This is a genomic window from Aureimonas altamirensis, from assembly GCF_001463885.1.
In the GTDB taxonomy this organism is placed as follows: domain Bacteria; phylum Pseudomonadota; class Alphaproteobacteria; order Rhizobiales; family Rhizobiaceae; genus Aureimonas; species Aureimonas altamirensis.
This window is the reverse complement of sequence record NZ_BBWQ01000015.1, coordinates 68,741-90,755: the sequence shown is the minus strand read 5'-3', so window position 1 is coordinate 90,755 and position 22,015 is coordinate 68,741. Positions and strand designations below refer to the sequence as shown.

Annotated in this window: 21 protein-coding genes; 18 read left to right on the top strand and 3 right to left on the bottom strand. The window is 65.8% G+C overall.

Annotated elements, in window-relative coordinates; translation table 11 throughout:
• Nucleotides 1-4: 4 nt before the first annotated feature.
• From hisN to AUL31_RS11745, 10 genes are all read left to right on the top strand, one after another.
• Complete coding sequence (gene hisN, locus AUL31_RS11790) at nt 5-799, top strand: histidinol-phosphatase (protein WP_060606463.1); 795 nt, start codon at nt 5-7, stop codon at nt 797-799.
• A 21-nt stretch (nt 800-820) separates the two neighbouring features.
• The gene (locus tag AUL31_RS11785) at nt 821-2,215 is read left to right on the top strand and encodes an ethanolamine ammonia-lyase subunit EutB (protein ID WP_060606460.1); all 1,395 of its coding nucleotides are present in this window, start codon (nt 821-823) and stop codon (nt 2,213-2,215) included.
• Nucleotides 2,212-2,994 (top strand): ethanolamine ammonia-lyase subunit EutC, encoded by a 783-nt coding sequence (gene eutC / locus AUL31_RS11780; protein ID WP_060606457.1) that lies wholly within the window; start codon nt 2,212-2,214, stop codon nt 2,992-2,994. The genes AUL31_RS11785 and eutC overlap by 4 nt, the downstream gene beginning before the upstream one ends.
• 98 nt (nt 2,995-3,092) lie before the next feature.
• The gene (gene msuE / locus AUL31_RS11775; protein WP_060606868.1) at nt 3,093-3,650 is read left to right on the top strand and encodes an FMN reductase; all 558 of its coding nucleotides are present in this window, start codon (nt 3,093-3,095) and stop codon (nt 3,648-3,650) included.
• A gap of 62 nt (nt 3,651-3,712) precedes the next feature.
• Nucleotides 3,713-4,522, top strand: a complete 810-nt coding sequence (locus AUL31_RS11770; RefSeq protein WP_073469319.1) for a MetQ/NlpA family ABC transporter substrate-binding protein — start codon at nt 3,713-3,715, stop codon at nt 4,520-4,522.
• 17 nt (nt 4,523-4,539) lie between these two features.
• Nucleotides 4,540-5,688, top strand: a complete 1,149-nt coding sequence (locus AUL31_RS11765; RefSeq protein ID WP_409359965.1) for a methionine ABC transporter ATP-binding protein — start codon at nt 4,540-4,542, stop codon at nt 5,686-5,688.
• Nucleotides 5,669-6,322, top strand: a complete 654-nt coding sequence (locus AUL31_RS11760) for a methionine ABC transporter permease (protein WP_060606453.1) — start codon at nt 5,669-5,671, stop codon at nt 6,320-6,322. The genes AUL31_RS11765 and AUL31_RS11760 overlap by 20 nt, the downstream gene beginning before the upstream one ends.
• Nucleotides 6,323-6,338: 16 nt before the next feature.
• On the top strand, nt 6,339-7,550 hold the full coding sequence (locus tag AUL31_RS11755; protein ID WP_060606447.1) for an SfnB family sulfur acquisition oxidoreductase: 1,212 nt from the start codon (nt 6,339-6,341) through the stop codon (nt 7,548-7,550).
• Nucleotides 7,551-7,553: 3 nt separating this feature from the next.
• A complete protein-coding gene (locus AUL31_RS11750; RefSeq protein ID WP_060606444.1) occupies nt 7,554-8,774 on the top strand; it encodes an SfnB family sulfur acquisition oxidoreductase in 1,221 nt (406 codons plus the stop codon).
• Between the two features lie 9 nt (nt 8,775-8,783).
• Nucleotides 8,784-10,136, top strand: coding sequence for an LLM class flavin-dependent oxidoreductase (locus AUL31_RS11745; RefSeq protein WP_060606442.1), 1,353 nt, complete (start codon nt 8,784-8,786; stop codon nt 10,134-10,136).
• Here AUL31_RS11745 and AUL31_RS11740 read toward each other — a convergent pair.
• Nucleotides 10,052-11,482: an FAD/NAD(P)-binding protein gene (locus tag AUL31_RS11740; RefSeq protein WP_159439809.1), complete on the bottom strand. Its 1,431-nt coding sequence runs from the start codon at nt 11,480-11,482 to the stop codon at nt 10,052-10,054. The genes AUL31_RS11745 and AUL31_RS11740 overlap by 85 nt on opposite strands.
• 2 nt (nt 11,483-11,484) lie before the next feature.
• Nucleotides 11,485-12,660, bottom strand: coding sequence for an FMNH2-dependent alkanesulfonate monooxygenase (gene ssuD, locus AUL31_RS11735; protein WP_060606435.1), 1,176 nt, complete (start codon nt 12,658-12,660; stop codon nt 11,485-11,487).
• A 240-nt stretch (nt 12,661-12,900) separates the two neighbouring features.
• On the opposite strand from ssuD, the gene AUL31_RS11730 reads away from it, so the two are divergent.
• A complete protein-coding gene (locus AUL31_RS11730; protein ID WP_060606432.1) occupies nt 12,901-14,184 on the top strand; it encodes an ATP-binding protein in 1,284 nt (427 codons plus the stop codon).
• Nucleotides 14,185-14,186: 2 nt separating this feature from the next.
• Nucleotides 14,187-14,717 carry a response regulator transcription factor gene (locus AUL31_RS11725; protein ID WP_060606429.1) on the top strand — a complete coding sequence of 177 codons (531 nt, stop codon included), beginning with the start codon at nt 14,187-14,189 and terminating at the stop codon, nt 14,715-14,717.
• Nucleotides 14,718-14,736: 19 nt separating this feature from the next.
• On the opposite strand, the gene AUL31_RS11720 is transcribed toward AUL31_RS11725, so the two are convergent.
• A complete protein-coding gene (locus AUL31_RS11720; protein ID WP_060606425.1) occupies nt 14,737-16,104 on the bottom strand; it encodes an MFS transporter in 1,368 nt (455 codons plus the stop codon).
• A 268-nt stretch (nt 16,105-16,372) separates the two neighbouring features.
• On the opposite strand from AUL31_RS11720, the gene cyoA reads away from it, so the two are divergent.
• The 6 genes from cyoA to AUL31_RS11690 are packed head-to-tail and all read left to right on the top strand — an operon-like array spanning nt 16,373 to nt 21,986.
• On the top strand, nt 16,373-17,482 hold the full coding sequence (gene cyoA, locus AUL31_RS11715; protein ID WP_060606859.1) for a ubiquinol oxidase subunit II: 1,110 nt from the start codon (nt 16,373-16,375) through the stop codon (nt 17,480-17,482).
• A 54-nt stretch (nt 17,483-17,536) separates the two neighbouring features.
• Nucleotides 17,537-19,540 (top strand): cytochrome o ubiquinol oxidase subunit I, encoded by a 2,004-nt coding sequence (gene cyoB / locus AUL31_RS11710; protein ID WP_060606421.1) that lies wholly within the window; start codon nt 17,537-17,539, stop codon nt 19,538-19,540.
• 4 nt (nt 19,541-19,544) lie between these two features.
• Nucleotides 19,545-20,180: a cytochrome o ubiquinol oxidase subunit III gene (cyoC, locus tag AUL31_RS11705; protein WP_060606417.1), complete on the top strand. Its 636-nt coding sequence runs from the start codon at nt 19,545-19,547 to the stop codon at nt 20,178-20,180.
• Nucleotides 20,177-20,557, top strand: coding sequence for a cytochrome o ubiquinol oxidase subunit IV (gene cyoD, locus AUL31_RS11700; RefSeq protein ID WP_060606414.1), 381 nt, complete (start codon nt 20,177-20,179; stop codon nt 20,555-20,557). The genes cyoC and cyoD overlap by 4 nt, the downstream gene beginning before the upstream one ends.
• Complete coding sequence (locus AUL31_RS11695; protein WP_060606411.1) at nt 20,554-21,375, top strand: SURF1 family protein; 822 nt, start codon at nt 20,554-20,556, stop codon at nt 21,373-21,375. The genes cyoD and AUL31_RS11695 overlap by 4 nt, the downstream gene beginning before the upstream one ends.
• Nucleotides 21,372-21,986 (top strand): SCO family protein, encoded by a 615-nt coding sequence (locus AUL31_RS11690; RefSeq protein ID WP_060606408.1) that lies wholly within the window; start codon nt 21,372-21,374, stop codon nt 21,984-21,986. Before AUL31_RS11695 ends, AUL31_RS11690 begins: the two co-directional genes overlap by 4 nt.
• Nucleotides 21,987-22,015 lie beyond the last annotated feature (29 nt).

Sequence of the window (22,015 nt, the reverse complement as noted above, 5' to 3'; positions counted from 1 at the left end):
TCCGATGAGCCTGCGACCGGCCCCCGCCCTCATGCCCCAGGGCACCCTCCTCTCCTTTGCGGAAAGCCTCGCCGATGCGGCGCGGCCCATCGCAATGACGCATTTCCGCACCCGTCTCGACGTAGAGTCCAAGGCCGACGACAGCCCCGTCACCATCGCCGACCGGGCAATCGAGGCGCGCCTGCGCGCCATGATCGAGCAACGTCACCCCAGCCACGGCATCTTTGGCGAGGAGACCGGAGCGACGCCGGGCGACGGTTCGCTGTGGGTGATCGACCCGATCGACGGCACCAAGAGCTTCGTGACGGGGCTTCCGCTGTTCGGGACCCTACTTGCGCATCTGCAGCACGGCGTGCCGGTTCTGGGCGTCGTGGATATCCCCGTCCTCGGCGAACGGTGGACGGCCGAGGCCGAGGGACCGGCATTGTTGAACGGCGTTCCGGTCCGCGTCAGCGACTGCCGCGCGCTGGCGTCGGCCCGCTTCATGACGACATCCCCGGAGGGGTTCCACGGCAAGGACGAGGCCGCATATCGCCGGTTGTCGGAGGCCGTCGGGCTGCGCCGTTTCGGCGGCGACTGCTATGCCTACGCGCTCCTGGCTTCGGGCCATTGCGACCTGATAGCCGAATGCGGATTGCAGCCCTATGATTACCTTGCGCTCGTGCCCGTCATCGAAGGCGCCGGCGGCGTGGTGACCGATTGGAACGGCGCCCCGCTGGGGCTGGATTCGGACGGACGCGTCCTTGCGGCGGCAACGCCCGAACTGCACGACGCGGCGATGGCCCTCCTGCGGGGCTGACGGTCGCGGAAAAGGAGAAGCATGGGTTACGCCACGACGATCGAGGGAACGCGTTTCGCCTTCGCCGATTTGCGCGACCTGTTGGCCAAGGCCACGCCGGAACGCTCCGGTGACCAGCTCGCGGGGCTCGCCGCGCAAGGCCCCGTGGAGCGCCTCGCCGCCCAGATGTGCCTTGCCGACCTGCCGCTCGACGCGTTCCTGCGGGAGGCCCTGATCGATGATGACGAGGTTTCCGACCTCATAGCCCGGCAGCACGATCCGGCGGCCTTCGCCCCCGTCGCCAGCCTCACGGTGGGCGAGTTTCGCGAATGGCTGCTCTCGCCCGCCGCCGATGCCGACGCGCTGGAAAGACTGACATGGGGCCTGACACCGGAAATGGTCGCGGCCGTGTCGAAGCTCTGCCGCCTGCAGGACCTTGTCGCCATCGCCGCCAAGCGCCGCGTCGTCACGCGGTTCCGCAGCACGATCGGCCTGCCGGGACGGCTGTCCACCCGCAACCAGCCGAACCATCCGCGCGACGCATCCGACGGCATCCTGGTTTCGGCGCTCGACGGCCTCCTGATGGGGTCGGGCGATGCGGTGATCGGCGTTAACCCGGCCACCGACACGCTGGAAGACTACATCCGCATCGTCGAGCTTCTGGAAACGCTGCGCCTGCGGCTGGCCATTCCGACGCAGAGCTGCTGCCTGGGCCACGTAACCGTCGCCATCGAGGCCATGGCGCGCGGCGCCCCCGTCGATCTCGTCTTCCAATCCATCGCGGGTTCGCAGAAGGCCAATTCCGGATTCGGCATCGATCTCGCCATCCTGCGGGAGGCCTTCGATGCCGGGCGGTCGCTTGGACGCTGCCCTGCCGACGGACAGTTCATGTACTTCGAAACCGGCCAGGGCGCCGCCCTGTCGGCCGACGCCAATTTCGGCATCGACCAGCAGACGATGGAAGCGCGCGCCTACGCGGTCGCGCGTGAATTCTCTCCGCTGCTCGTCAATACGGTCGTCGGGTTCATCGGCCCGGAATATCTTTACAATGGCAAGCAGATCGTGCGCGCCGGGCTCGAAGACCATTTCTGCGGCAAGCTGCTCGGCCTGCCGATGGGCGTCGACGTCTGCTACACCAACCATGCCGATGCCGACGGCGAGGATATGGACGTTCTCCTGACCATGCTGTGCGCCGCCAACGTGCATTTCGTGATCACCGTGCCCGGTGCGGACGACATCATGCTCAACTACCAGTCGCTGTCGCACCATGACGCCGTCTTTGCGCGGGAATGCCTGCACCGCCGCCCCGCCCCCGAATTCGAGGCGTGGTTGCTTGAGACCGGCATCGTCGATGGGCACGGCCGGCTGGCCGCCGACCCTGCGCTGATACCGCCGGCGCTGCGCGACGCCACCCGCATGATCGGCCTTGCCGCATGACCAGCGACCCTGAAGACGCACGCGCCGTTTCGCCGACCCGGCTGGACGAACTGCGCGACCGCACCGAGGCGCGCATCTCGCTTGGCGCCGTCGGCTCCGGCATCCCCACCCGAGCGGCCCTGCGCTTCAACCTCGATCATGCCCGCGCGCGCGAAGCCGTGTGGACCGGCATGGATGCAGCGGCCCTCCGCACGGCGCTGGGTCCGGCGGGCGAAAGCGCCATCGAGGTGTATTCGGAGGCATCCGACCGGGCGGAGTATCTGCGAAGACCCGACCTTGGACGCACCTTGTCGCAAGGTAGCCGCAACGCGCTCGGCGCGGCGGTCGGCACGGGCGGCTTCGACATTGCTTTCGTTGTCGCCGACGGGCTTTCGGCCACCGCCGTCGCGCTCAACGCCGCCCCGCTCGCCAAGGTGCTGGGCGACAAGGCGTCCGCCGCCGGCTGGACGGTTGCGCCCGTGGTGATCGCCCATCAGGCGCGCGTCGCGCTGGGTGACTGGATCTGCGCCGAACTCAAGGCGCGCTGCGTCGTCGTTCTGGTGGGAGAGCGGCCCGGTCTTTCGGCGGCCGACAGCCTCGGCGCCTACGTCACCTTCGATGCCCGGCCCGGTACGCCGGACTCCGCCCGCAACTGCGTCTCCAACATACGCAGCGGCGGCTTGCCCGTAGATGCCGCCGCAGCCCAGATCACCGGGCTTATCACCCTCATGATGGCGCAGAAAATCAGCGGTGTCCGGCTCAAGCGCCAGGACCTTCTGTCCGAGGCCGGACCGGGGTAACGCTTTCCCATTTAATACATAAAATCGATAGATTTTTCTTTTCCTTGGGTTCTCCAGCCGCCTAGCCTGTCTTCATGAACGAGGACGAAGAGGGCGACATGACGAAACCAAGGCTCGTGGCATTTGCCGGCTCCTACAACCGGCCATCCCGGACGGTTTCGCTGCTGCAGGAGATCGCGGACCGGGCGTCGGCAGCCTACGGCTTTTCCAGCACTGTCCGTGACCTCGGCGATGTCGGCCCCTCGCTCGGTGCGGCGCAGTGGCCCTCGCAACTCGACAGGCAGGCCGCAGATATCGTGGCAGAGGTGACGCAGGCCGATCTGCTGCTGATCGGATCGCCGACCTTCAAGGGCTCCTACCCTGGTCTCTTCAAGCACTTCATAGACCTGATCCAGCCCGAGGCATTGCGCGGCAAGCCGGTGCTGATCGCCGCAACCGGCGGCGGCGACCGGCATGCCCTGATGGTCGAGCACCAGTTGCGGCCGCTGTTCGGCTTCTTCATGGCGCATACGCTGCCCACCTCCGTTTACGCCTCCACTGCCGATTTTCTGGAATACCGCGTATCGGCCCCGGCCCTGTCGGCTCGCATCGACGAGGCGGTCGCCGATATCGGAGCCTTCTTTCCCCGTCTGGCGACCGCAATCGCCGCCGAATGACCGGCCGACCGCCGAGCCCCACCACCAAGCAGGCCCCACCAACAAGCAGGAAAGCTAACGCGATGAACTACCGCTCCCTCTGGGCACTCCTTGCAGTCGGGATGTCCGTTCTGCCGCTCCATCCTGCGCTGGCGCAGGATCTGAAGATCGGCGTCGTGCCCGGCGCCTATGGCGACAGCGTCGCCAAGGCGGCCGAAATCGCACGGGGCGAGAACATCGAGGTGGAGGTGATCGAGTTCACCGACTGGACGACGCCCAACGTCGCGCTGCAATCGGGCGATATCGATGTCAACTATTTCCAGCACAAGCCCTTTCTGGACAATGCCATCAAGGAGCGCGGCTACGATTTCGCCATTGCCGGCGTCGGGGCGCTGTCCAATATCGGCCTTTATTCCCTGCGCCACAAAAGCTTCGACGAAATTCCGGACGGCGGAACGGTCGCCATTCCCAACGACCCGGTCAACCAGGGTCGCGGCCTGCTGCTTCTGGAGCGCGCCGGGCTGATTACCCTGAAGGAAGGGGTCGGTTTCCTCGGCAGCCTCGACGACATCGTCGATAATCCGCGCAACCTCACCTTCAGCGAAGTGGAAGGGCCGCAGCTCGTGCGGGTGACGCCCGATGTCGACCTGTCGGTCGGCTACCCGCATTTCATCGTGGCATCGGGCACGTTCGACCCGTCGGCCGGGCTGATCTATTCCGGCATCGAGGATCGCCAGTTCGCCATCCGCTTCGTGACGCGCAGCGAGGATGTGGACCGCGCCGACATCAAGCGCTTCATCGAAATCTACCAGTCCTCGCCCGAGGTAGCGGACGTGATCGACACGGCCTTTGCCAAAGACCCGCAGCTCTACGTCCTGGCCTGGAAGAATTGAGGGAGCGGCGCTTGTCCATCCTGTTCGAGCCGCTGCAGCGGCACACGCTCGAAACGCTGCCCGGCCGAAAGGCGCCGGCCCGCCCGGCGGCGGTGGCGGCAAGCCTGCCGGCCGGCCAGGCGTCGCGTGCAGCCGGCTCGGTGCAACTGGCGGGCATCAGCAAAACCTATGCGTCCAGGACAGGCGATGTCGCCGCACTCGCCAATATCGATCTGACGGTGCGTCCCGGCTCGATCTGCGGGATCATCGGCCGCAGCGGGGCCGGCAAATCCAGCCTGATCCGCCTGATCAACCGGCTGGAGATGCCCAGCAGCGGACGCGTTCTCGTCAACGGCGCGGATATTTCCGGGCTCGACACCGAGGGGCTGGTCGGGCTGCGTCGGCGCATCGGCATGATCTTCCAGCATTTCAACCTTCTGTCCGCCAAGACGGTATGGGACAATGTCGCCCTGCCCCTTTCCGTCGCCGGCGTGCCGAAAGCGGACATCGGCCCGCGCGTCACGCAGGCGCTCGACCTCGTCGGCCTGTCCGAAAAGCACCGCGTCTATCCATCGCGCCTCTCCGGCGGGCAGAAGCAGCGCGTCGGCATTGCCCGCGCCATCGTCTCCAATCCGGAAATCCTGCTGTGCGACGAGGCCACCTCGGCGCTCGATCCGGAAACGACCCTGTCGATCCTGTCGCTGCTGAAGGACATCAACCGCCGCCTTGGCCTGACGATCATCCTGATCACGCACGAGATGAGCGTCATCCGCGAAATCTGCGACGACGTCGTGGTGCTGGAAAAGGGGCGTATCGTCGAAAACGGTCCGGTCTGGCAGGTCTTTGGCGACCCGCAGGCCGATGCCACGCGCGCCTTGTTGCAGCCGCTGACGCGCGACCTGCCCGAAGACATCGCCGCCCGGCTGCATGCGACACGCGCAGGCCCGGCCGACAGCGCACTTATCGCGCTGCATTACACCGGCGCGGACGGTACGCCGGACATCTCGGCCATCGCCGCCGCCCTGTCGGCGCCGGTTGCGCTTCTGCATGCGGCACTGGAGCGGACGCAGGGTCATACCCATGGCCGGCTGCTGCTGGCTGTATCCGGCGACGACCCGGCACCGCAAACCCTTGCCCGCCTGTCTCCAACCGCAAAGGTGATCGGCTATGTCCGCAACGATGCTTGAACGCCTGTGGAACGCCTTTCTGGACACCAGCCTGATGGTGGGCGTGTCGGCCGGGCTGGCCGTCCTGTTCGGCATTCCGCTGGCCGTGCTGCTGGTGGCGACGGCGCCGGGCGGCATCCGCCCCGCGCCGCGCCTCAACGCGGTCCTCGGCGCCATCGTCAACGGGTTCCGGGCAACGCCCTTCATCGTGTTGCTGGTCGCCCTCATTCCGTTGACCCGGCTTCTTGCCGGCACCACCATCGGTGTCTGGGCCGCCATCGTACCATTGTCGATCAGCGCCACGCCGTTTTTCGCGCGCATCGCGGAAGTCAGCATCCGTGGCATCGACCGCGGCCTGATCGAGGCAGCCGAGGCCATGGGCTGCCGGCGCCGGCATATCGTGCGCCATGTCCTACTGCCGGAGGCGCTGCCCGGCATCGTGGGCGGCTTTACCATCACCGTCGTGACGATGATCGGCGCGTCGGCCATGGCGGGCGCGGTGGGCGCCGGCGGCCTCGGCGACATGGCGATCCGCTACGGATACCAGCGCTTCGATACCACGGTGATGCTGGCCGTCATCGCCGTGCTGATCGCCATGGTGATGAGCGTGCAGTTTATCGGCGACCGCGCCGTACGCGCCTTGTCCGACCGTTGAGGCGAAGGAGATCCTCATGACGCAACCTCGCCCGGAGGCTCCGGTGCGCCCGCAGCGCATCGAAAGCCATTTGGAAGCCATCGAGGCGGCCCGCCGGCTTGCGGCGGGCTTTGCCGAAGGTGCGATCGAGCGGGATCGCGACCGGCGGCTCCCCTTCGAAGAGATCGCCGCCTATACGGCCAGCGGGCTTGGCACCCTGACGGTGCCGCGTGCGCATGGCGGGCCGGAACTTGGCCTCAGGACGCTGGTGGAAGTGTTCGAGATCATCTCCGCAGCGGATGCCTCGCTGGGGCAGATTCCGCAAAACCAGTTCGGTGTCGTCGCGCTGCTGCGCGATATCGGCACCCCGCAGCAGCAAAGCCGCTTCTTTGCCGACATCCTGGCCGGGCACCGGATCGGCAATGCCGGCCCGGAAAAAGGCCGCCGCGCCCTGACATACAACCAGACGAAGCTGCAACGCCTGGATGGACGGCTGGTGCTGACCGGCGAACGCTTCTACTCCACCGGCGCTATCTTCGCCCATTGGATACCCACCCGCGCCGCCGACGAAGAGGGCCGCCCCGTGCAGGTCTGGGTGCGCCACGACGCGCCCGGCGTGCGGGTGGAAGACGACTGGCGTTCCTTCGGCCAGCGCACCACCGCAAGCGGCACGGTGGTTTTCGACCGGGTCGCGGTCGAGCCGGCCGACATCATCCCCGTCTGGCAATTCGCCGAGCGTCCCGGGCTTGCCGGCCCGATCTCGCAACTGATCCAAGCCGCCATCGACAGCGGCATCGCCAAGGCCGCGCTGGACGATGCGGCCGACTTCGTCCGTACGCGGGCAAGGCCGTGGATGGATTCCGGACTGGAAAGCGCGCAGGACGATCCCACCATCATCCACAGCTTCGGCGCCCTCATTGCCGATTATCATGCCGCCCAGGCCGTGCTGTACGAGGCAGCCGCGACGCTCGACGCCATCGCCGCCCGCCCCGTAACGGCGGACAGCAGCGCCGCGGCATCGGTGGCGGTGGCGGAAGCCAAGATACTTACCACGGAAAGCGCGCTGGCCGCCGCCGAAACGCTGTTCGACCTTGCCGGTGCTGCCTCGACGCGGGCCGGCCATGCGCTGGACAGGCATTGGCGCAACGCCCGGGTGCACACGCTGCACGACCCTGTCCGCTGGAAATACCATCTGATCGGCAATCATCAATTGAACGGGGCGTTGCCGGCACGCCACCAATGGAATTGAACCATGTCGCTGGCGCATGAACAGACAGAGGCGACGCAGGCCATCGCCATCATCGCAAGCGACGCGGAAGCCATCGATGTGGCGACGCGGCTTTCCGAAGAATTCGCCGTCGGCGCCGTAGAGCGCGACAGGGACAGGCGCCTGCCCTGGCCAGAGCTGGACCGGATGAGCGAGGCCGGCCTCTTCGGCATCACGGTGCCGCGCGAATACGGCGGGGCGGCGGTTTCACCGGCGACGCTGGCCCGCGTGATCGCCATCCTGTCGCGCGGCGACGGCTCCATCGGCCAGATACCGCAAAACCACTTCTACGCGCTGGAGGTACTGCGTGTCGGCGGCACCCCGCAGCAGCAGGAAAGCCTCTACGCCAAGGCACTGGCCGGGCACCGCTTCGGCAACGCGCTGGCCGAGATCGGCAGGCGCGATTTCAAGCGCACCACGCGCCTGCGGCGCGAGGGCAGACGCGTGATCGTTTCCGGCCGCAAATTCTACTGCACCGGGGCGCTATACGCCCAGACCATCCCCACGCTTGCCGTCGCGCAGGAAAACGGACGCGACGTATCCTACCTGGTCTTTATTCCGCGCGTGGCACAGGGTGTCGATATCGTCGACGACTGGGATGGGTTCGGCCAGCGGGTCACCGGCAGCGGCACGGTCACCTTCGACGAGGTCACGGTGGACGAAGCGGCGGTTGTGCCCTTCCAGGCGTCGTTCGAGCGGGCGACGACCATCGGCCCCTTCGCGCAGTTGATGCACGCCGCGATAGACCTTGGCATCGGCGAAGCCGCCTATCGCGACATGCTGGACTTCATACGCAACCGGGCCCGCCCATGGTTGGACGCAAAGGTGGAGACGGCGGCCGACGACCCGCTGACGATCCACCGGGTGGGCGCGGTTCGCGTGGGGCTGAGGGCGGCAGAGGCGATGCTGGCGCGTGCCGGGCGCATCGTGGCCGAGGCACAGTCCGCCCCCGACGATGATTCCGTCGCCCGCGCGTCCATTGCGGTAGCCGAAGCGCGCATCCACTCGACGCGCGCCGGGCTGGACGCGGCAAACCGCCTGCTGGAGCTGGGTGGAACCTCGGCCAGCATGGAGGCCGACGACTTCGACCGCCACTGGCGAAACGTCCGCACCCATACGCTGCACGACCCGGTCCGCTGGAAATACCAGGCCGTCGGCCAATTCCACCTCAACAATCGGCGTCCACCCCGCCACGGCGCGCTCTGAAAGGCCATCATGCCCGGCACCAAGGAAATAAGGCTGAACGCCTTCGCGATGAACTGCGTCGGCCATATCAACCATGGGCTCTGGACGCATCCGCGCGACCGCTCCACGGATTATACCTCGCTGCAATACTGGACGGATCTGGCACAGACGCTGGAGCGGGGCCTGTTCGACGGCATTTTCCTGGCCGACATCGTCGGCGTCTATGACGTGTATGGCGGCAATGTCGACGTGACGTTGCGGGAATCGATCCAGCTCCCCGTCAACGACCCTCTCCTGCTGGTTCCGGCCATGGCGGCCGTAACCCGAAACCTCGGTTTCGGCGTCACGGTCAACGTCAATGTCGAGCATCCCTATACGTTCGCCCGCCGCCTTTCCACGCTGGACCATTTGACCGACGGCCGCATCGGCTGGAACATCGTGACCGGCTATCTCGACAGTGCGGCGCGCGCCGTCGGGCAGGATGCGCTGGCCGAGCACGACAGCCGCTACGACCGGGCCGAAGACTATCTGGCGCTGGCCCGCAAGCTATGGGAAACGAGCTGGGAAGACGGCGCCGTACGCCGCGATCGCGCCGGCCGCATCTATGCCGACCCGGCAAAGCTGCATCGCGTGCATCATGACGGGCCGTTCTATCGCTCGGAGGGATATCACCTGTCCGAGCCCTCGCCGCAGCGCACCCCGGTCATCTACCAGGCGGGTTCCTCGGGCCGCGGCCTTCGCTTTGCTGCGGCGGAGGCGGAGTGCGTCTTCATCGCCGCGTCCGACAAGGCGCGGGCGCGATCCCTGTCGCGGCAGCTCCGCGCCGCAGTAGCGGACGCCGGCCGGCATCCGGACGACGTCAAGATATTCGTCGGGATCAGCGTCGTTGCCGACGAAACGGAGGCGCTCGCGCGTGAGCGGCACGCGGACTACCTCGCCTATGCCAGCCCCGAGGCGGGACTGGCGCATTTTTCGGCCAGCACCGGGATCGACTTTTCCGGATACGAGCTCGACGAGCCCATCGCCTATGGCGGCTCGAACGCCATCCAATCGGCCACCAGCCTTGCCCGCGACAGGCAACTGACCAAGCGACAGCTTTTGTCCGAGCTTGCACTCGGCGGTCGCTACGCGACCATCGTAGGCGATGGCGGACAGGTGGCGGACGAGCTGGCCTCGTGGATCGACGAGGGCGAGATCGACGGCTTCAACCTGACCAGAACGGTGGTGCCCGAGAGTTTCGAAACCTTCGTGCAGCATGTGGTGCCGCAATTGCAGGAGCGTGGCCGCTACAAGACCGCCTATACGCCCGGCACGCTGCGCAACAAGCTGTTCGGCAAGGGTGACAGGCGGTCGGCCGCACTGTCCGCCACGGCCTTCGCATAGCGCGACACTTCGGGAAGCCCCATCAGCTCGCCGAAGGTTCCGCGCGCCAGCGGACCGCCGATCAGAAGATCCGGCTGGACGCGTCCGTCCGCCGCAATGGCCCGGCCCGACCGGTCGGTTTCGATACCGAGGCGCGTCGGATCCGGCCGCAGCAATCCGGCTGCCGCCAGGCGTGCGGGCAGCCCTTCGCCGGACAGGATGTCGCCATGCGACGGGCCGGTCGTATTGATGACGGCATCGAAGAGACCTGTCCGCATTTGGCTTTCGCCGCGCTGGCGGTAGCGCACCTCGAGCCCGTCGTCTGTCGCGGCGCTGGCAACCAGCCGCGCGGCGACATGGCGAAACGTCCCTGCCCGTTCGCGTTTGTCCAGCACGGCCTCCACCTGCGGCGCGATGCGAAAGCGATGCACATCCCAGAAGGCGCGCAGCCGCCGCACAAGCCGGATCCGCTCGGCGGGGGCCAGCGCTGTCCATAAATCCGGCCCGCTGTCGCGCACATGATCCATCACCCATTGCCAGGGCGCGCCGGCCTTGGCCGCACGGGAAATCTCCTGCCGGATGGCCGCAACCAGCGGCCCCGCACCCTGTGCCGCCGCCGCGCGGAAATCGGCCGTCCACGTGCCGGTTTGCACGCAATGCCCCCGGGAGCGCAGCCCGTTGCGCGACAGGCACAGGATCTCTCCGCGATGACCGCGCCCGTCCAGGGTTGCCACCATGTCGGCGGCCGTCAGACCCGATCCGACGATCAGGATGCGCGCATCGTCTGCAATGGAATCGAGCGCGCCCTCCGCATAGGGGTCTGCGACATAGGCCGGCGCGCCGGCAATGGCCGCCAGCGGCGTGGGCGTGCCGGGGCGCGGATGCGTTGCGGCAAGGATCAGCAGCTCCGCCCTGGCCGACGATCCGTCCGACAGCTTCACATCCCAGCCGTCGCGATCGCGGCTTGCCTGCACCGCCCATTGCCGCAGGTGCCGCACACGCCCGTCCGCCACGAAGGGGGCGAGCTGTTCCGCCACGTAGCGGCCGAAAATCCCGCGCTGCGGAAAGAGCGCGCCGGTTGCCGGCCAGCATGCGGCCGGGTCGTCCCGGCAGGCGGCGCCGGCATCCAGCCAATCCTGGAAATGGCCGGGCTCGTCGGGAAGCAGGCTCATCCGCGCGGCCGGCACGTTGATGCGGTGGGCGGGATCGGTGGCCGAGTAGGCCAACCCGCAACCCAGCCAAGCCCTCGGCTCCACGATCCGGATCGGCAGTCCTGCCAGATGGGGCATGCGGCACAGATGATAGGCGATGGCGGCTCCGCTGAAACCGCCGCCGACGATGATGACGCCGCGATGGCCGCCGCCCACGGTCAGGAGGCGCTCGCGCTGCGGGCGGCCGGCCGTTCGGAGCCGGCGATGGTCTCGCCGAAGGGCCCGGTGTTCACCGACTGGTCGCGCCCCGGTATGGCGTGGTCGAGCGGCAGCCTGGGCAAGACCAGTTCTCCGAATGTGTAGGCTTCTTCCAGATGAGGATAGCCGGACATGATGAACGTGTCGATGCCAAGCCGCCGGTAGGCGTCCATCCGCTCGGCTACCGTATCCGGGTCGCCCACCAGCGCCGTGCCCGCACCACCGCGCACCAGGCCCACCCCCGCCCAGAGATTCGGGCTCACTTCCAGCCGCGAGCGGTCACCCTTGTGCAGGGCGCTCATGCGGCTCTGACCGACCGAGTCCATCCGCGCAAAGATCTGCTGCGCCGAGGCGATGGTCGCATCGTCCAGCCGACTGATCAGCTCATCGGCGGCGGCCCAGGCCTTTTGCGTCGTATCGCGCACGATGACATGCAAGCGGATGCCGAAGGTCACCTCACGGCCGGCCTTCGCCGCCGCCTCGCGGACGGTGTCCACCTTGCGCTCCACCGCCTCCGGCGGCTCGCCCCAGGTCAGGTATTTATCGATCGTGCGGGAGGCCACGTCGATACCCGCGTCGGACGAGCCGCCGAAGTAGAGCGGAGGATGCGGTGTCTGGTGCGGCGGAAACAGAAGCCGCCCATCGGAAATGCGGAAATGCTTGCCCTCGTGCTCGACGGTCTCGCCGGACAGGACCGCCTTGTAGATATGCAGGAACTCTTCGGTGATCTCGTAGCGCTCGGCATGCGACTGGAAGATGCCGTCGCCGCCATTCTCGACCGGATCGCCACCGGTGACGACGTTGATCAGCAATCGCCCGCCGGAGAACCGGTCCAGCGTGGCCGTCATGCGGGCGGCCAAAGTGGGCGACTGCAGGCCCGGCCGCACGGCAACCAGAAAGCGCAGGCGCTCAGTCAGGGGCACCAGGGCCGACGCCGTCACCCAGCTATCCTCGCAGGAGCGGCCGGTGGGCAGGAGCACGCCGTAATAGCCCAGTTGGTCCGCCGCACGCGCAACCTGCGAAAGATAAGGAAGGTCGACCGCACGCCCGCCTTCCGACGTGCCGAGGTAGCGGCTGTCACCATGCGTCGGCAGGAACCATAGAACCTTGATGCGCTGGGGCTCGGCAGTCGACATGAACTCTCTTCCGAAAAATGGACGGTGCCGCCAGCCTAGCGGCTGGAACCCGGAGAGGACGAGGCAAGAATTACCGTTATTGTACATGAAAATAATAGACTATTTCTCGCCTTCACGTCGATGCGTGCCCCTTTCGACGCGCCTTTCCCCCATCGCCGTTCAAGGTAGCCTTGGCTTTTGACAAGCGCCGGCAATTGCGCCATGCCCTGCCACGCCGGCAGATATCAAAGGTGCGATGCCATGCGGCCCCAGAGTTCTGCGACGGAGGTCGCCAACCGCAGCAACCTCTTGCTGCTGATCCAGCTTCGCTGGATCGCCGTCGTCGGCCAGGTGTTCACCATCCTGTTCGTCCACTTCCGGCTCGGCATCGGCCTGCCCATGCAGGAGATGGGCTCGGTGCTGGCGCTCCTGGCGGCGGTCAACATCGCCAGCTTCCTGCGCTACCAGCGCAGCCCCGCCGTATCCAACCGCGAGTTGTTCTCGCAACTGTTGCTGGACGTGACGGCGCTCAGCGCCCAGCTCTATCTCAGCGGCGGGGCCCTCAACCCGTTCATCTCGCTGTTCCTGCTGCAGGTCATCATCGGCGCGGTGCTGCTGGCCGGCTCATACGCGTGGGCGCTCGTGGTGGTCGCCACCGGGTGCTTCGTCGCGCTGTCGGTCTTCTACCGGCCGATCGACATTCCCCATGACGGCGAGCTTGCCATCGCGAGCCTGCACGTGCAGGGGCTGTTCATCTGCTTCCTGCTGGTTGCGGTTTTGCTGACCTACCTGATCATCCGGATCAACGGCAACCTTGCGGCCCGCGATGCCCGCGTTGCAGAGCTGCGTCGGCAGGCTGTGGAGGAAGACCATATCGTGCGCATCGGCCTTCTGGCGTCCGGCGCCGCCCACGAGCTCGGCACACCGCTGGCGACGCTGTCGGTCATCATGAACGACTGGCGCCGGGCCGACGGCTTTGCCTCCGACCCAGGGTTGCTGGAAGAGCTGGAAGAGGCGGAAGCCCAGCTCGACCGGTGCAAGACCATCGTATCCAGCATCCTTACCTCGGCCGGGCAGACGCGCGGCGAAGGCACGGTGCGAACCACCGTCCGCACCTTCTTCGACGATCTGATCGCCGACTGGAGCCGCGTCGGGGCGGCAAGACGGCTGACCTATTTCAACGACTTCGCCCCCGACCAGCCGATGGTTTCCGACCTTGCGCTGCGCCAGGTGGTTTTCAACCTGCTCGACAATGCGCTCGAAGCGTCGCGCCGCACCATCACGGTTACCCTGCTGCGCGATGGAGACGACGTGCTGGCCACCGTTTCGGACGATGGGCCCGGTTTTTCGCCCGAGGTTCTGGAATCGCTCGGTCGACCCTATGTTTCCACCAAGGGGCGTCCGGGCGCCGGGCTTGGACTGTTCCTTGTCAGCAATGTCGTGCGCAAGCTGGGCGGAACGCTCGAAGCGCAGAATGCAGGCGATGGCGGCGGCACAACCGTCGTCCTCCGCCTGCCTTTGGCTTCCATCGCGAAAGGGCAGTAGACGTGTCCAAGGGTTCATTACTGATCGTCGAGGACGACATGGCGCTTGCAAAAGCGCTGAAGCGCTCCTTCGAGCGGCGCGAATACCAGGTCACGCATGTCGCGGACTACGATGCCATGGAGCATTTCCTGGCCGGCGCATCGCCGGATTTCGCGGTCGTCGATTTGAAGCTCGTCGGCCGATCGGGCCTCGATTGCGTCAAGCGCCTGCATGCGCACGACCCCGAAATGCGCATCGTGGTGCTGACGGGTTTTGCCAGCATCGCCACCGCCGTCGAGGCGGTAAAGCTCGGTGCAAGCCATTATCTGCCGAAGCCGGCCAACACCGACGACATCGAGCACGCCTTCGACCGCGACGAAGGCGATGCCAGCGTTGCCGTGGACGGACGTCCGACATCGCTGAAGAACCTGGAATGGGAACGCATCCACCAGACCCTGGTGGATGCCGATTTCAATATCTCGGAAACGGCGCGGCGCCTTGGCATGCATCGCCGCACGCTGGCACGCAAACTGGAAAAGCGGCAGGTTCGCTGACCTGCCGCAAGCCTGGCGGTCAGACGCCGTCCGGAGACGGCCCGGACATTTCGTTGGCGCGGCGGTTGCGGTTGAACCATAGGGCCACGAGCGTGCAGATCGCACCGGACATCAGATACAGTCCGATGGCGCCGACGCCGAACCGCGACGTCAGAAGCAGCGCGACGAGCGGCGCAAAGCCGGCGCCGATCAGCCATGACAGGTCGGATGTGATGGCCGAACCCGTATAGCGGTCGTAGTTGGTGAAGTTGGATGCGACCGCGCCGGCCGCCTGCCCGTGCGACAGGCCCAGCAAGGCGAATCCGATCAGGATGAAGGCCGTCTGGCCGGGATAGCCGGCGGCAAACAGGAATGGCGTCGCGACGCTGAAGACAGCGATGGCCGCGGCGCAGTAGCCAAGATGCTTGCGCCGGCCGATGCGGTCGGCGATCGAGCCGGACGCCATCACGCAGATGAGCGCGATGCCCGCGCCGGCGAGCTGCGTCAGCAAGAATTCGCCGATGGAACGGTTGGAATAGAGCTCGATGTAGGAGATCGGGAAAATCGTGACGAGGTGGAACAGCGCGAAGCTGGCCAGCGGCACGAAGGCGCCGACGATGACTTCCGTGCCCCGGCTTTCCACCAGCTTGGATACGCGTGTCGGCGCCAGATGCGTGCTCTCGTAGAGTTCCGCATATTCCGGCGTGGCGATCAGGCGCAGCTTGGCGAACAGCGCCACCACATTGATGGTGAAGGCGACGAAGAACGGATAGCGCCATCCCCAGCCCTGGAAGTCGCCCTCCGACAGGTTGAGATAGAAGAAGGCGAACAGGCCGCTGGCGATGATGAAGCCGATGGGCGCGCCAAGCTGCGGCATCATCGCATACCAGGCGCGATGGCGCTCCGGTGCGTTCAGCGCGAGAAGGGACGCAAGCCCGTCATAGGCGCCGCCGAGCGCAAAGCCCTGCCCCAGCCGGAACAGGATGAGCGCGGCGATCGCATATGCGCCGATCGTATTGTAACCCGGCAGGAAGGCGATGGCGGCGGTGGAGCCGCCCAGAAGGAACAGCGCGATGGTCAGCTTCGTGCTGCGCCCATGCTCTCGGTCGATCGCCATGAACACGATGGAGCCGATCGGACGGGCGATGAAGGCAAGGCTGAACACGGCGAAGGAATAGATCGTGCCCACCACCGGATCGGCAAAGGGAAACACGATGGCCGGAAACACGAGCACGCAGGCTATGCCGAAGACGAAGAAGTCAAACGCCTCGGACGAACGGCCGATGATGACGGCGAGCGCCATTTCGCCGGGCGACACGTGCGACCGGTGGTCATTACCCCCGGAAGCCTGCCGCGCATGACGTTCCGTCTGCGTCGATGAACCCGTCTGCGCGGTAGTCGAGCTCATGCACGAGCCTCCTTCAGATATTCCGGAATAGACGCTGGGCTGTATCGGTTCCGCAGACAGCCTATAATGCTTTCCATCACTGCCCAATAGTCGCACGCGCGCATCGAGGTCAAAGGGGTGTGGGGTGGACAAAACGTCCAATCCCTCACCAGCCGCCAAAGACTTACAGGCAGGCTACCAGACGCTCAGGCCGGGGACTCAAGATTTGCCTTCGAAACCGTTCCGCCTTCTTCTCCTGTTGCCGCTGCTGTTCCTCGGCGGCTGCAACATGATCGTCATGAACCCGGCCGGTGACGTCGCCTCGCGCCAGGCAAACCTGATCCTCTGGTCGACGGGCCTGATGCTGCTGATCATCATACCGGTGATCGTCTTCACGCTGTTCTTCGCATGGCGCTATCGCGCCAGCGCGAAGCGGCACGATTACGATCCGGACTGGAACCACTCCACCAAGCTCGAAGTCATCATCTGGACGGCGCCGCTTCTTATCATCATCGCGCTCGGCGCGATGACGTGGCTGTTCACCCATCTGCTCGATCCCTACCGTCCGCTCAGCCGCATCGGGCCGGATCGCCCGGTGACGGAAGAGACCCCGACGATCACCGTTCAGGTGGTCGCGCTCGACTGGAAATGGATGTTCATCTACCCCGAGCTCGGCATCGCGACCGTCAACCAGCTGGCGGCGCCGGTGGATACGCCGATCAACTTCCGGCTCACCTCCTCGTCCATCATGAACTCGTTCTACATCCCGGCGATGTCGGGCATGATCTACGCCATGCCGGGCATGCAGACGCAGCTTCACGCCGTCATCAACCAGGAGGGGACCTACCAGGGCATCGCCTCCAACTATTCCGGCTCCGGCTTCTCCAACATGCACTTTCAGTTCCTCGGCCTGTCGGACGGCGATTTCGACGCATGGGTGGAGCGGGTGCGCGCCGAGGGCCAGCCGCTGACGCGCGAGCGCTACATGGAAGTCGAGCAACCCAGCGAGCTCGAGCCGGTCCATTACTTCTCGGAGGTGGATCCCGGCCTGTTCCAGGCCGTCCTGAACATGTGCGTCGAACCCGGCCGCATGTGCGCCGACGAGATGATGCACATCGACATGCAGGGCGGCGGCGGCATCGACAGCCTCAGCAACATGGACCGGCTGATGTACGATGCCAACCGCATCCACGGCACGCAGCACGGCCATGGCTCGTCCGGCTATGCCGGTGCGGGGGCGGGCGCGGGCGATGGTGCGGAGGCGCCCGGCGCCACCTTCCCTGCCACCGACCGCCTGCCGCGCTCCGACGAAACGGAAAGCGGCGATACCGCACCTCATGAAGGCCCGCGCGGCGACAACCCGGACACGGGTACCGCCGCACCGGACCAGCTCAACTAAAAAGACCGCCGGGCCGGCGGCCCGTACCCGAACGCGCAAGGAACGAACCGAGCCATGGAATCCAATACGGGCCTTATGGAACTGATCTTCGGGCGTCTCAGCCTCGGAGCGATCCCCTATTACGACCCAATCCTGGTGACGACCTTCGCCGGCGTCGCCGTCCTTGGGCTGGCGCTGATATATGCCCTGACCAAATATCGTCTCTGGGGCTATCTGTGGAAAGAGTGGTTCACGTCGGTCGATCACAAGAAGATCGGCATCATGTACGTGATCCTGGCCATCGTGATGCTCTTGCGCGGCTTTTCGGATGCGCTGCTGATGCGCGCGCAGCAGGCCATGGCCTTCGGCGCCAATGAAGGCTTCCTGCCGCCGCACCATTACGACCAGATCTTCACCGCGCACGGCGTCATCATGATCTTCTTCGTCGCCATGCCGCTGGTGACGGGCCTGATGAACTACGTCATGCCGCTGCAGATCGGCGCGCGCGACGTCGCCTTTCCCTTCCTCAACAATCTGTCCTTCTGGCTGACGGCCGCCGGCGCCGCCCTGGTGATGGTGTCGCTGTTCGTCGGCGAGTTCGCCCGCACCGGCTGGCTGGCCTACCCGCCCTTGTCGGGGGCTGCCTACAGTCCCGGCGTCGGTGTGGATTACTACCTCTGGGCACTACAGATCGCGGGCATCGGCACGACCCTGTCCGGCATCAACCTCATCGTGACCATCGTCAAGATGCGCGCCAAGGGCATGGGCATGATGCAGATGCCCATCTTCACCTGGACGTCGCTGTGCACCAACGTGCTCATCGTCGCGTCCTTCCCGGTGCTGACCGTCGTCATCACGCTTCTGACGCTCGACCGCTATGTCGGCACGAACTTCTTCACGAACGATCTCGGCGGCAATCCGATGATGTACGTGAACCTCGTGTGGATCTGGGGCCACCCGGAAGTCTACATCCTTATCCTGCCGGTGTTCGGCATCTTCTCGGAAGTCGTGTCGACCTATTCCGGCAAGCGCCTCTTCGGCTACGTGTCGATGGTCTACGCCACGGTCGTCATCACCATTCTTTCCTACCTGGTGTGGCTGCACCACTTCTTCACCATGGGCGCCGGGGCGACGGTCAACTCGTTCTTCGGCATCACCACCATGATCATCTCGATCCCGACAGGGGCCAAGATATTCAACTGGCTGTTCACCATGTATCGGGGCCGCATCCGCTTCGACGTGCCGATGCTGTGGACAGTGGGCTTCATGGTCACCTTTACCGTGGGCGGCATGACGGGCGTGCTGCTGGCCGTTCCGCCGGCCGACTTCGTGCTGCACAACTCGCTGTTCCTGGTGGCGCACTTCCATAACGTCATCATCGGCGGCGTCGTCTTCGGCCTCTTTGCCGGTATCAACTACTGGTTCCCCAAGGCATTCGGTTTCCGGCTGGATCCGTTCTGGGGCAAGATGAGCTTCTGGTTCTGGCTGGCCGGCTACTGGTTTGCCTTCACCCCGCTCTACGTGCTGGGGCTGATGGGCGTTACCCGCCGCGTCAACCATTTCGACGATCCTTCGCTGCAGATATGGTTCGTCATCGCCGCCTTCGGCGCGGTGCTGATCGCCATCGGCATCGCCTCGTTCCTGGTGCAGATATATGTCAGCATCCGCAACCGCGAACAGCTCAAGGATGTGACGGGCGACCCGTGGGGCGGCCGCACGCTGGAGTGGGCGACGTCGTCGCCGCCGCCGGCCTACAACTTCGCCTTCGCCCCCGTCGTCTACGATCAGGATGCGTGGTGGGACATGAAGCGGCGCGGCCACCAGCGCCCGGCCAAGGGCTTCATGCCCATCCACATGCCGCGCAACACCGGCACGGGCATCATCCTGTCGGGTCTGGCCCTGGCCTTCGGCTTCGCGATGGTCTGGTACATCTGGTGGCTTGCAGCCGTCAGCTTCGCGGCGATCCTCGTCGTCGCCATCGCGCACACCTTCAACTACGACTGGGATTATTACATCCCCGTCGACACGGTGGCCGAGGAAGAAAACCGCCGCACCAAAGCCCTCGCAGCCGGAGCCTGACACGATGGTGAACGCACACACCGCCACCACCGCCAACGAGCCCGTCGATTTCTACGTCCTCGAGGACGAGCATCACGGCGAGTCCGACGGCGGCACGATGCTGGGCTTCTGGATCTACCTGATGAGCGACTGCCTCATCTTCGCGGTCCTGTTCGCCTGCTTCGGCGTCTACGGCCGGTCCTACGCGGCCGGCCCGTCCGGGGCCGACCTGTTCGACCTCAACCTCGTGGCCATTGCCACGACGATGCTGCTTCTGTCGTCCCTCACCTTCGGCATGGCCATGATCGCCATGCAGAATGCACGGCAGAAAGCGATGACGGCATGGCTTGCCGTCACGCTGGTTCTGGGTCTCGTCTTCCTGGGGCTGGAAATCTACGAGTTCCACCACCTGATCGAGATCGGCGCCGGCCCGCAGCGCAGCGCCTTCCTGTCGGCCTTCTTCACGCTGGTCGGCACGCACGGCCTGCACGTCCTGTTCGGCTGCATCTGGCTCACCGTCCTTCTGGTGCAGATCGGCCAGCGCGGCATCATCGCCGACAACCGCCGCCGCCTGATGTGCCTGTCCATGTTCTGGCACTTCCTCGACGTCGTCTGGATCGGCGTCTTCTCCTTCGTCTACCTGATAGGCTCCCTGTCATGAGCGACCGCAACCACTCCGCCCACGCCGCCGACGGCCATCACCACGATACCGCGGCACACGGCACGATCCGCGGCTACATGATCGGCTTCGGGCTCTCGGTCGTCCTGACCGCGATCCCGTTCCTGCTGGCCATGCGCGATTTCGGCATTACGCCGCAGATGACGGCTTTCCTCATCATGGGGTTCGCCGTCGTGCAGATCGTGGTCCACATGGTCTACTTCCTGCACATGAACTCGCATTCCGAAGGCGGCTGGAACATGCTGGCCCTCATATTCACCGTGGTCATCACGGTGATCATGCTGGCTGGCTCGCTGTGGGTCATGTACCACCTCAACACCAACATGATGCCGATGGGCGAGGTCAGCAACACGCCGTGACCCACCGTGCGCCACAGGCCGCAACGCCGTCCGCGCCCGTTGCCTCAAGGCGTCGAAGCGCCGTGGTGGCAGCCTGCGGCGCACTTCTGACGCTGGGCTTCGTTTCGCTCGGGGTCTGGCAGGTCGAACGGCTGTACTGGAAGCTCGACCTCATCGAGCGGGTCGACGCACGCATCCACGCCGCCCCCGCTGCCGCCCCCGGCACCGAGGGGCAAGCGCCCTTCGACGAGACCCGCGACGAGTATCGCCATGTCACGCTGCGCGGCGCTTTCCGGCACGGGCAGGAGACACTGGTGCAGGCCGTGACCGAACAGGGGCCGGGCTTCTGGGTGGTGACGCCCCTGTCTCTGGCATCGGGCGGAACGGTTCTCGTCAATCGCGGCTTCGTGCCCGGCGATCGACGTTCCCCGGACAGCCGCACCGAGGGCCAGCTCGACGGCACCGTCGACGTCACCGGCCTTGTCCGCCTGAGCGAGCCAGGTGGCGGCTTCCTGCGCAACAACGATCCGGCGGCCGAACGATGGTTTTCGCGCGATGTCGCGGCCATCGCCGCGGCGCGCGCCCTGCCGGATGCCCAACCCTATTTCGTCGATGCCGATGCGACGCCCAACCCTGGCGGGCTGCCGGTCGGCGGGCTGACCGTCGTTGCCTTCCGCAACTCGCATCTCGTCTATGCGCTCACCTGGTTCGGCCTTGCCGCGATCGTCGCCGGCGCAACGGCCTATGTCCTGCAGGACGACGCGCGCCGCCGTCGATCCGCCACCGGCCGGCAGACGGCGTCGACACCCCTTCCCTCATCGAACGGGAGCCACCCATGACCACGCGATCCAACCGCCTGCTGGCAATCGGCGGACTGGCGACCCTCATGGCTTTCCTGGTCGGCGTCCTCGCCTATACCGCCATCGCCCGGCCCAGCGGCAGGCCCGACGCGCCGTTCCAGCTTATGAGCACGCGCGGCGAAAGCGTAGACCAGACGATTTTCAAGGGACGTCCCTCGCTGGTCTATTTCGGCTATACGCACTGCCCGGAAGTGTGCCCGACGACGCTTTACGAGATGTCGGGATGGCTGCAGCAACTGGGTGCTGAAGGCGACCCGCTCCAGGCACTGTTCTTCACCATCGATCCGGAGCGCGACACATTGGAGGTCCTTGGGCCCTATGTCGGGGCGTTCTCGGACCGGATCACCGGCATCACCGGTGACAAGGCGGAAATCCGGAAGGTTCTGGACGCCTGGCTCGTCACGGCGAACGAAAACAGGGCGGGCGACGACTTCAGCATGAGCCATTCGATGTCGGTGTTCCTGGTGGGCGCGGACGGACGGCTTAAGGGAATGCTTCCCTATCAGGTCACGATGGACGACGCCGTCGCCCGCATTCGCGACCTGCTCCTGAAGGATGGTGCATCCGGCCGGGTGGCGGCAAGCGGCTGAAACTCCTTTCCTTCCGGTCCTGCCACTGT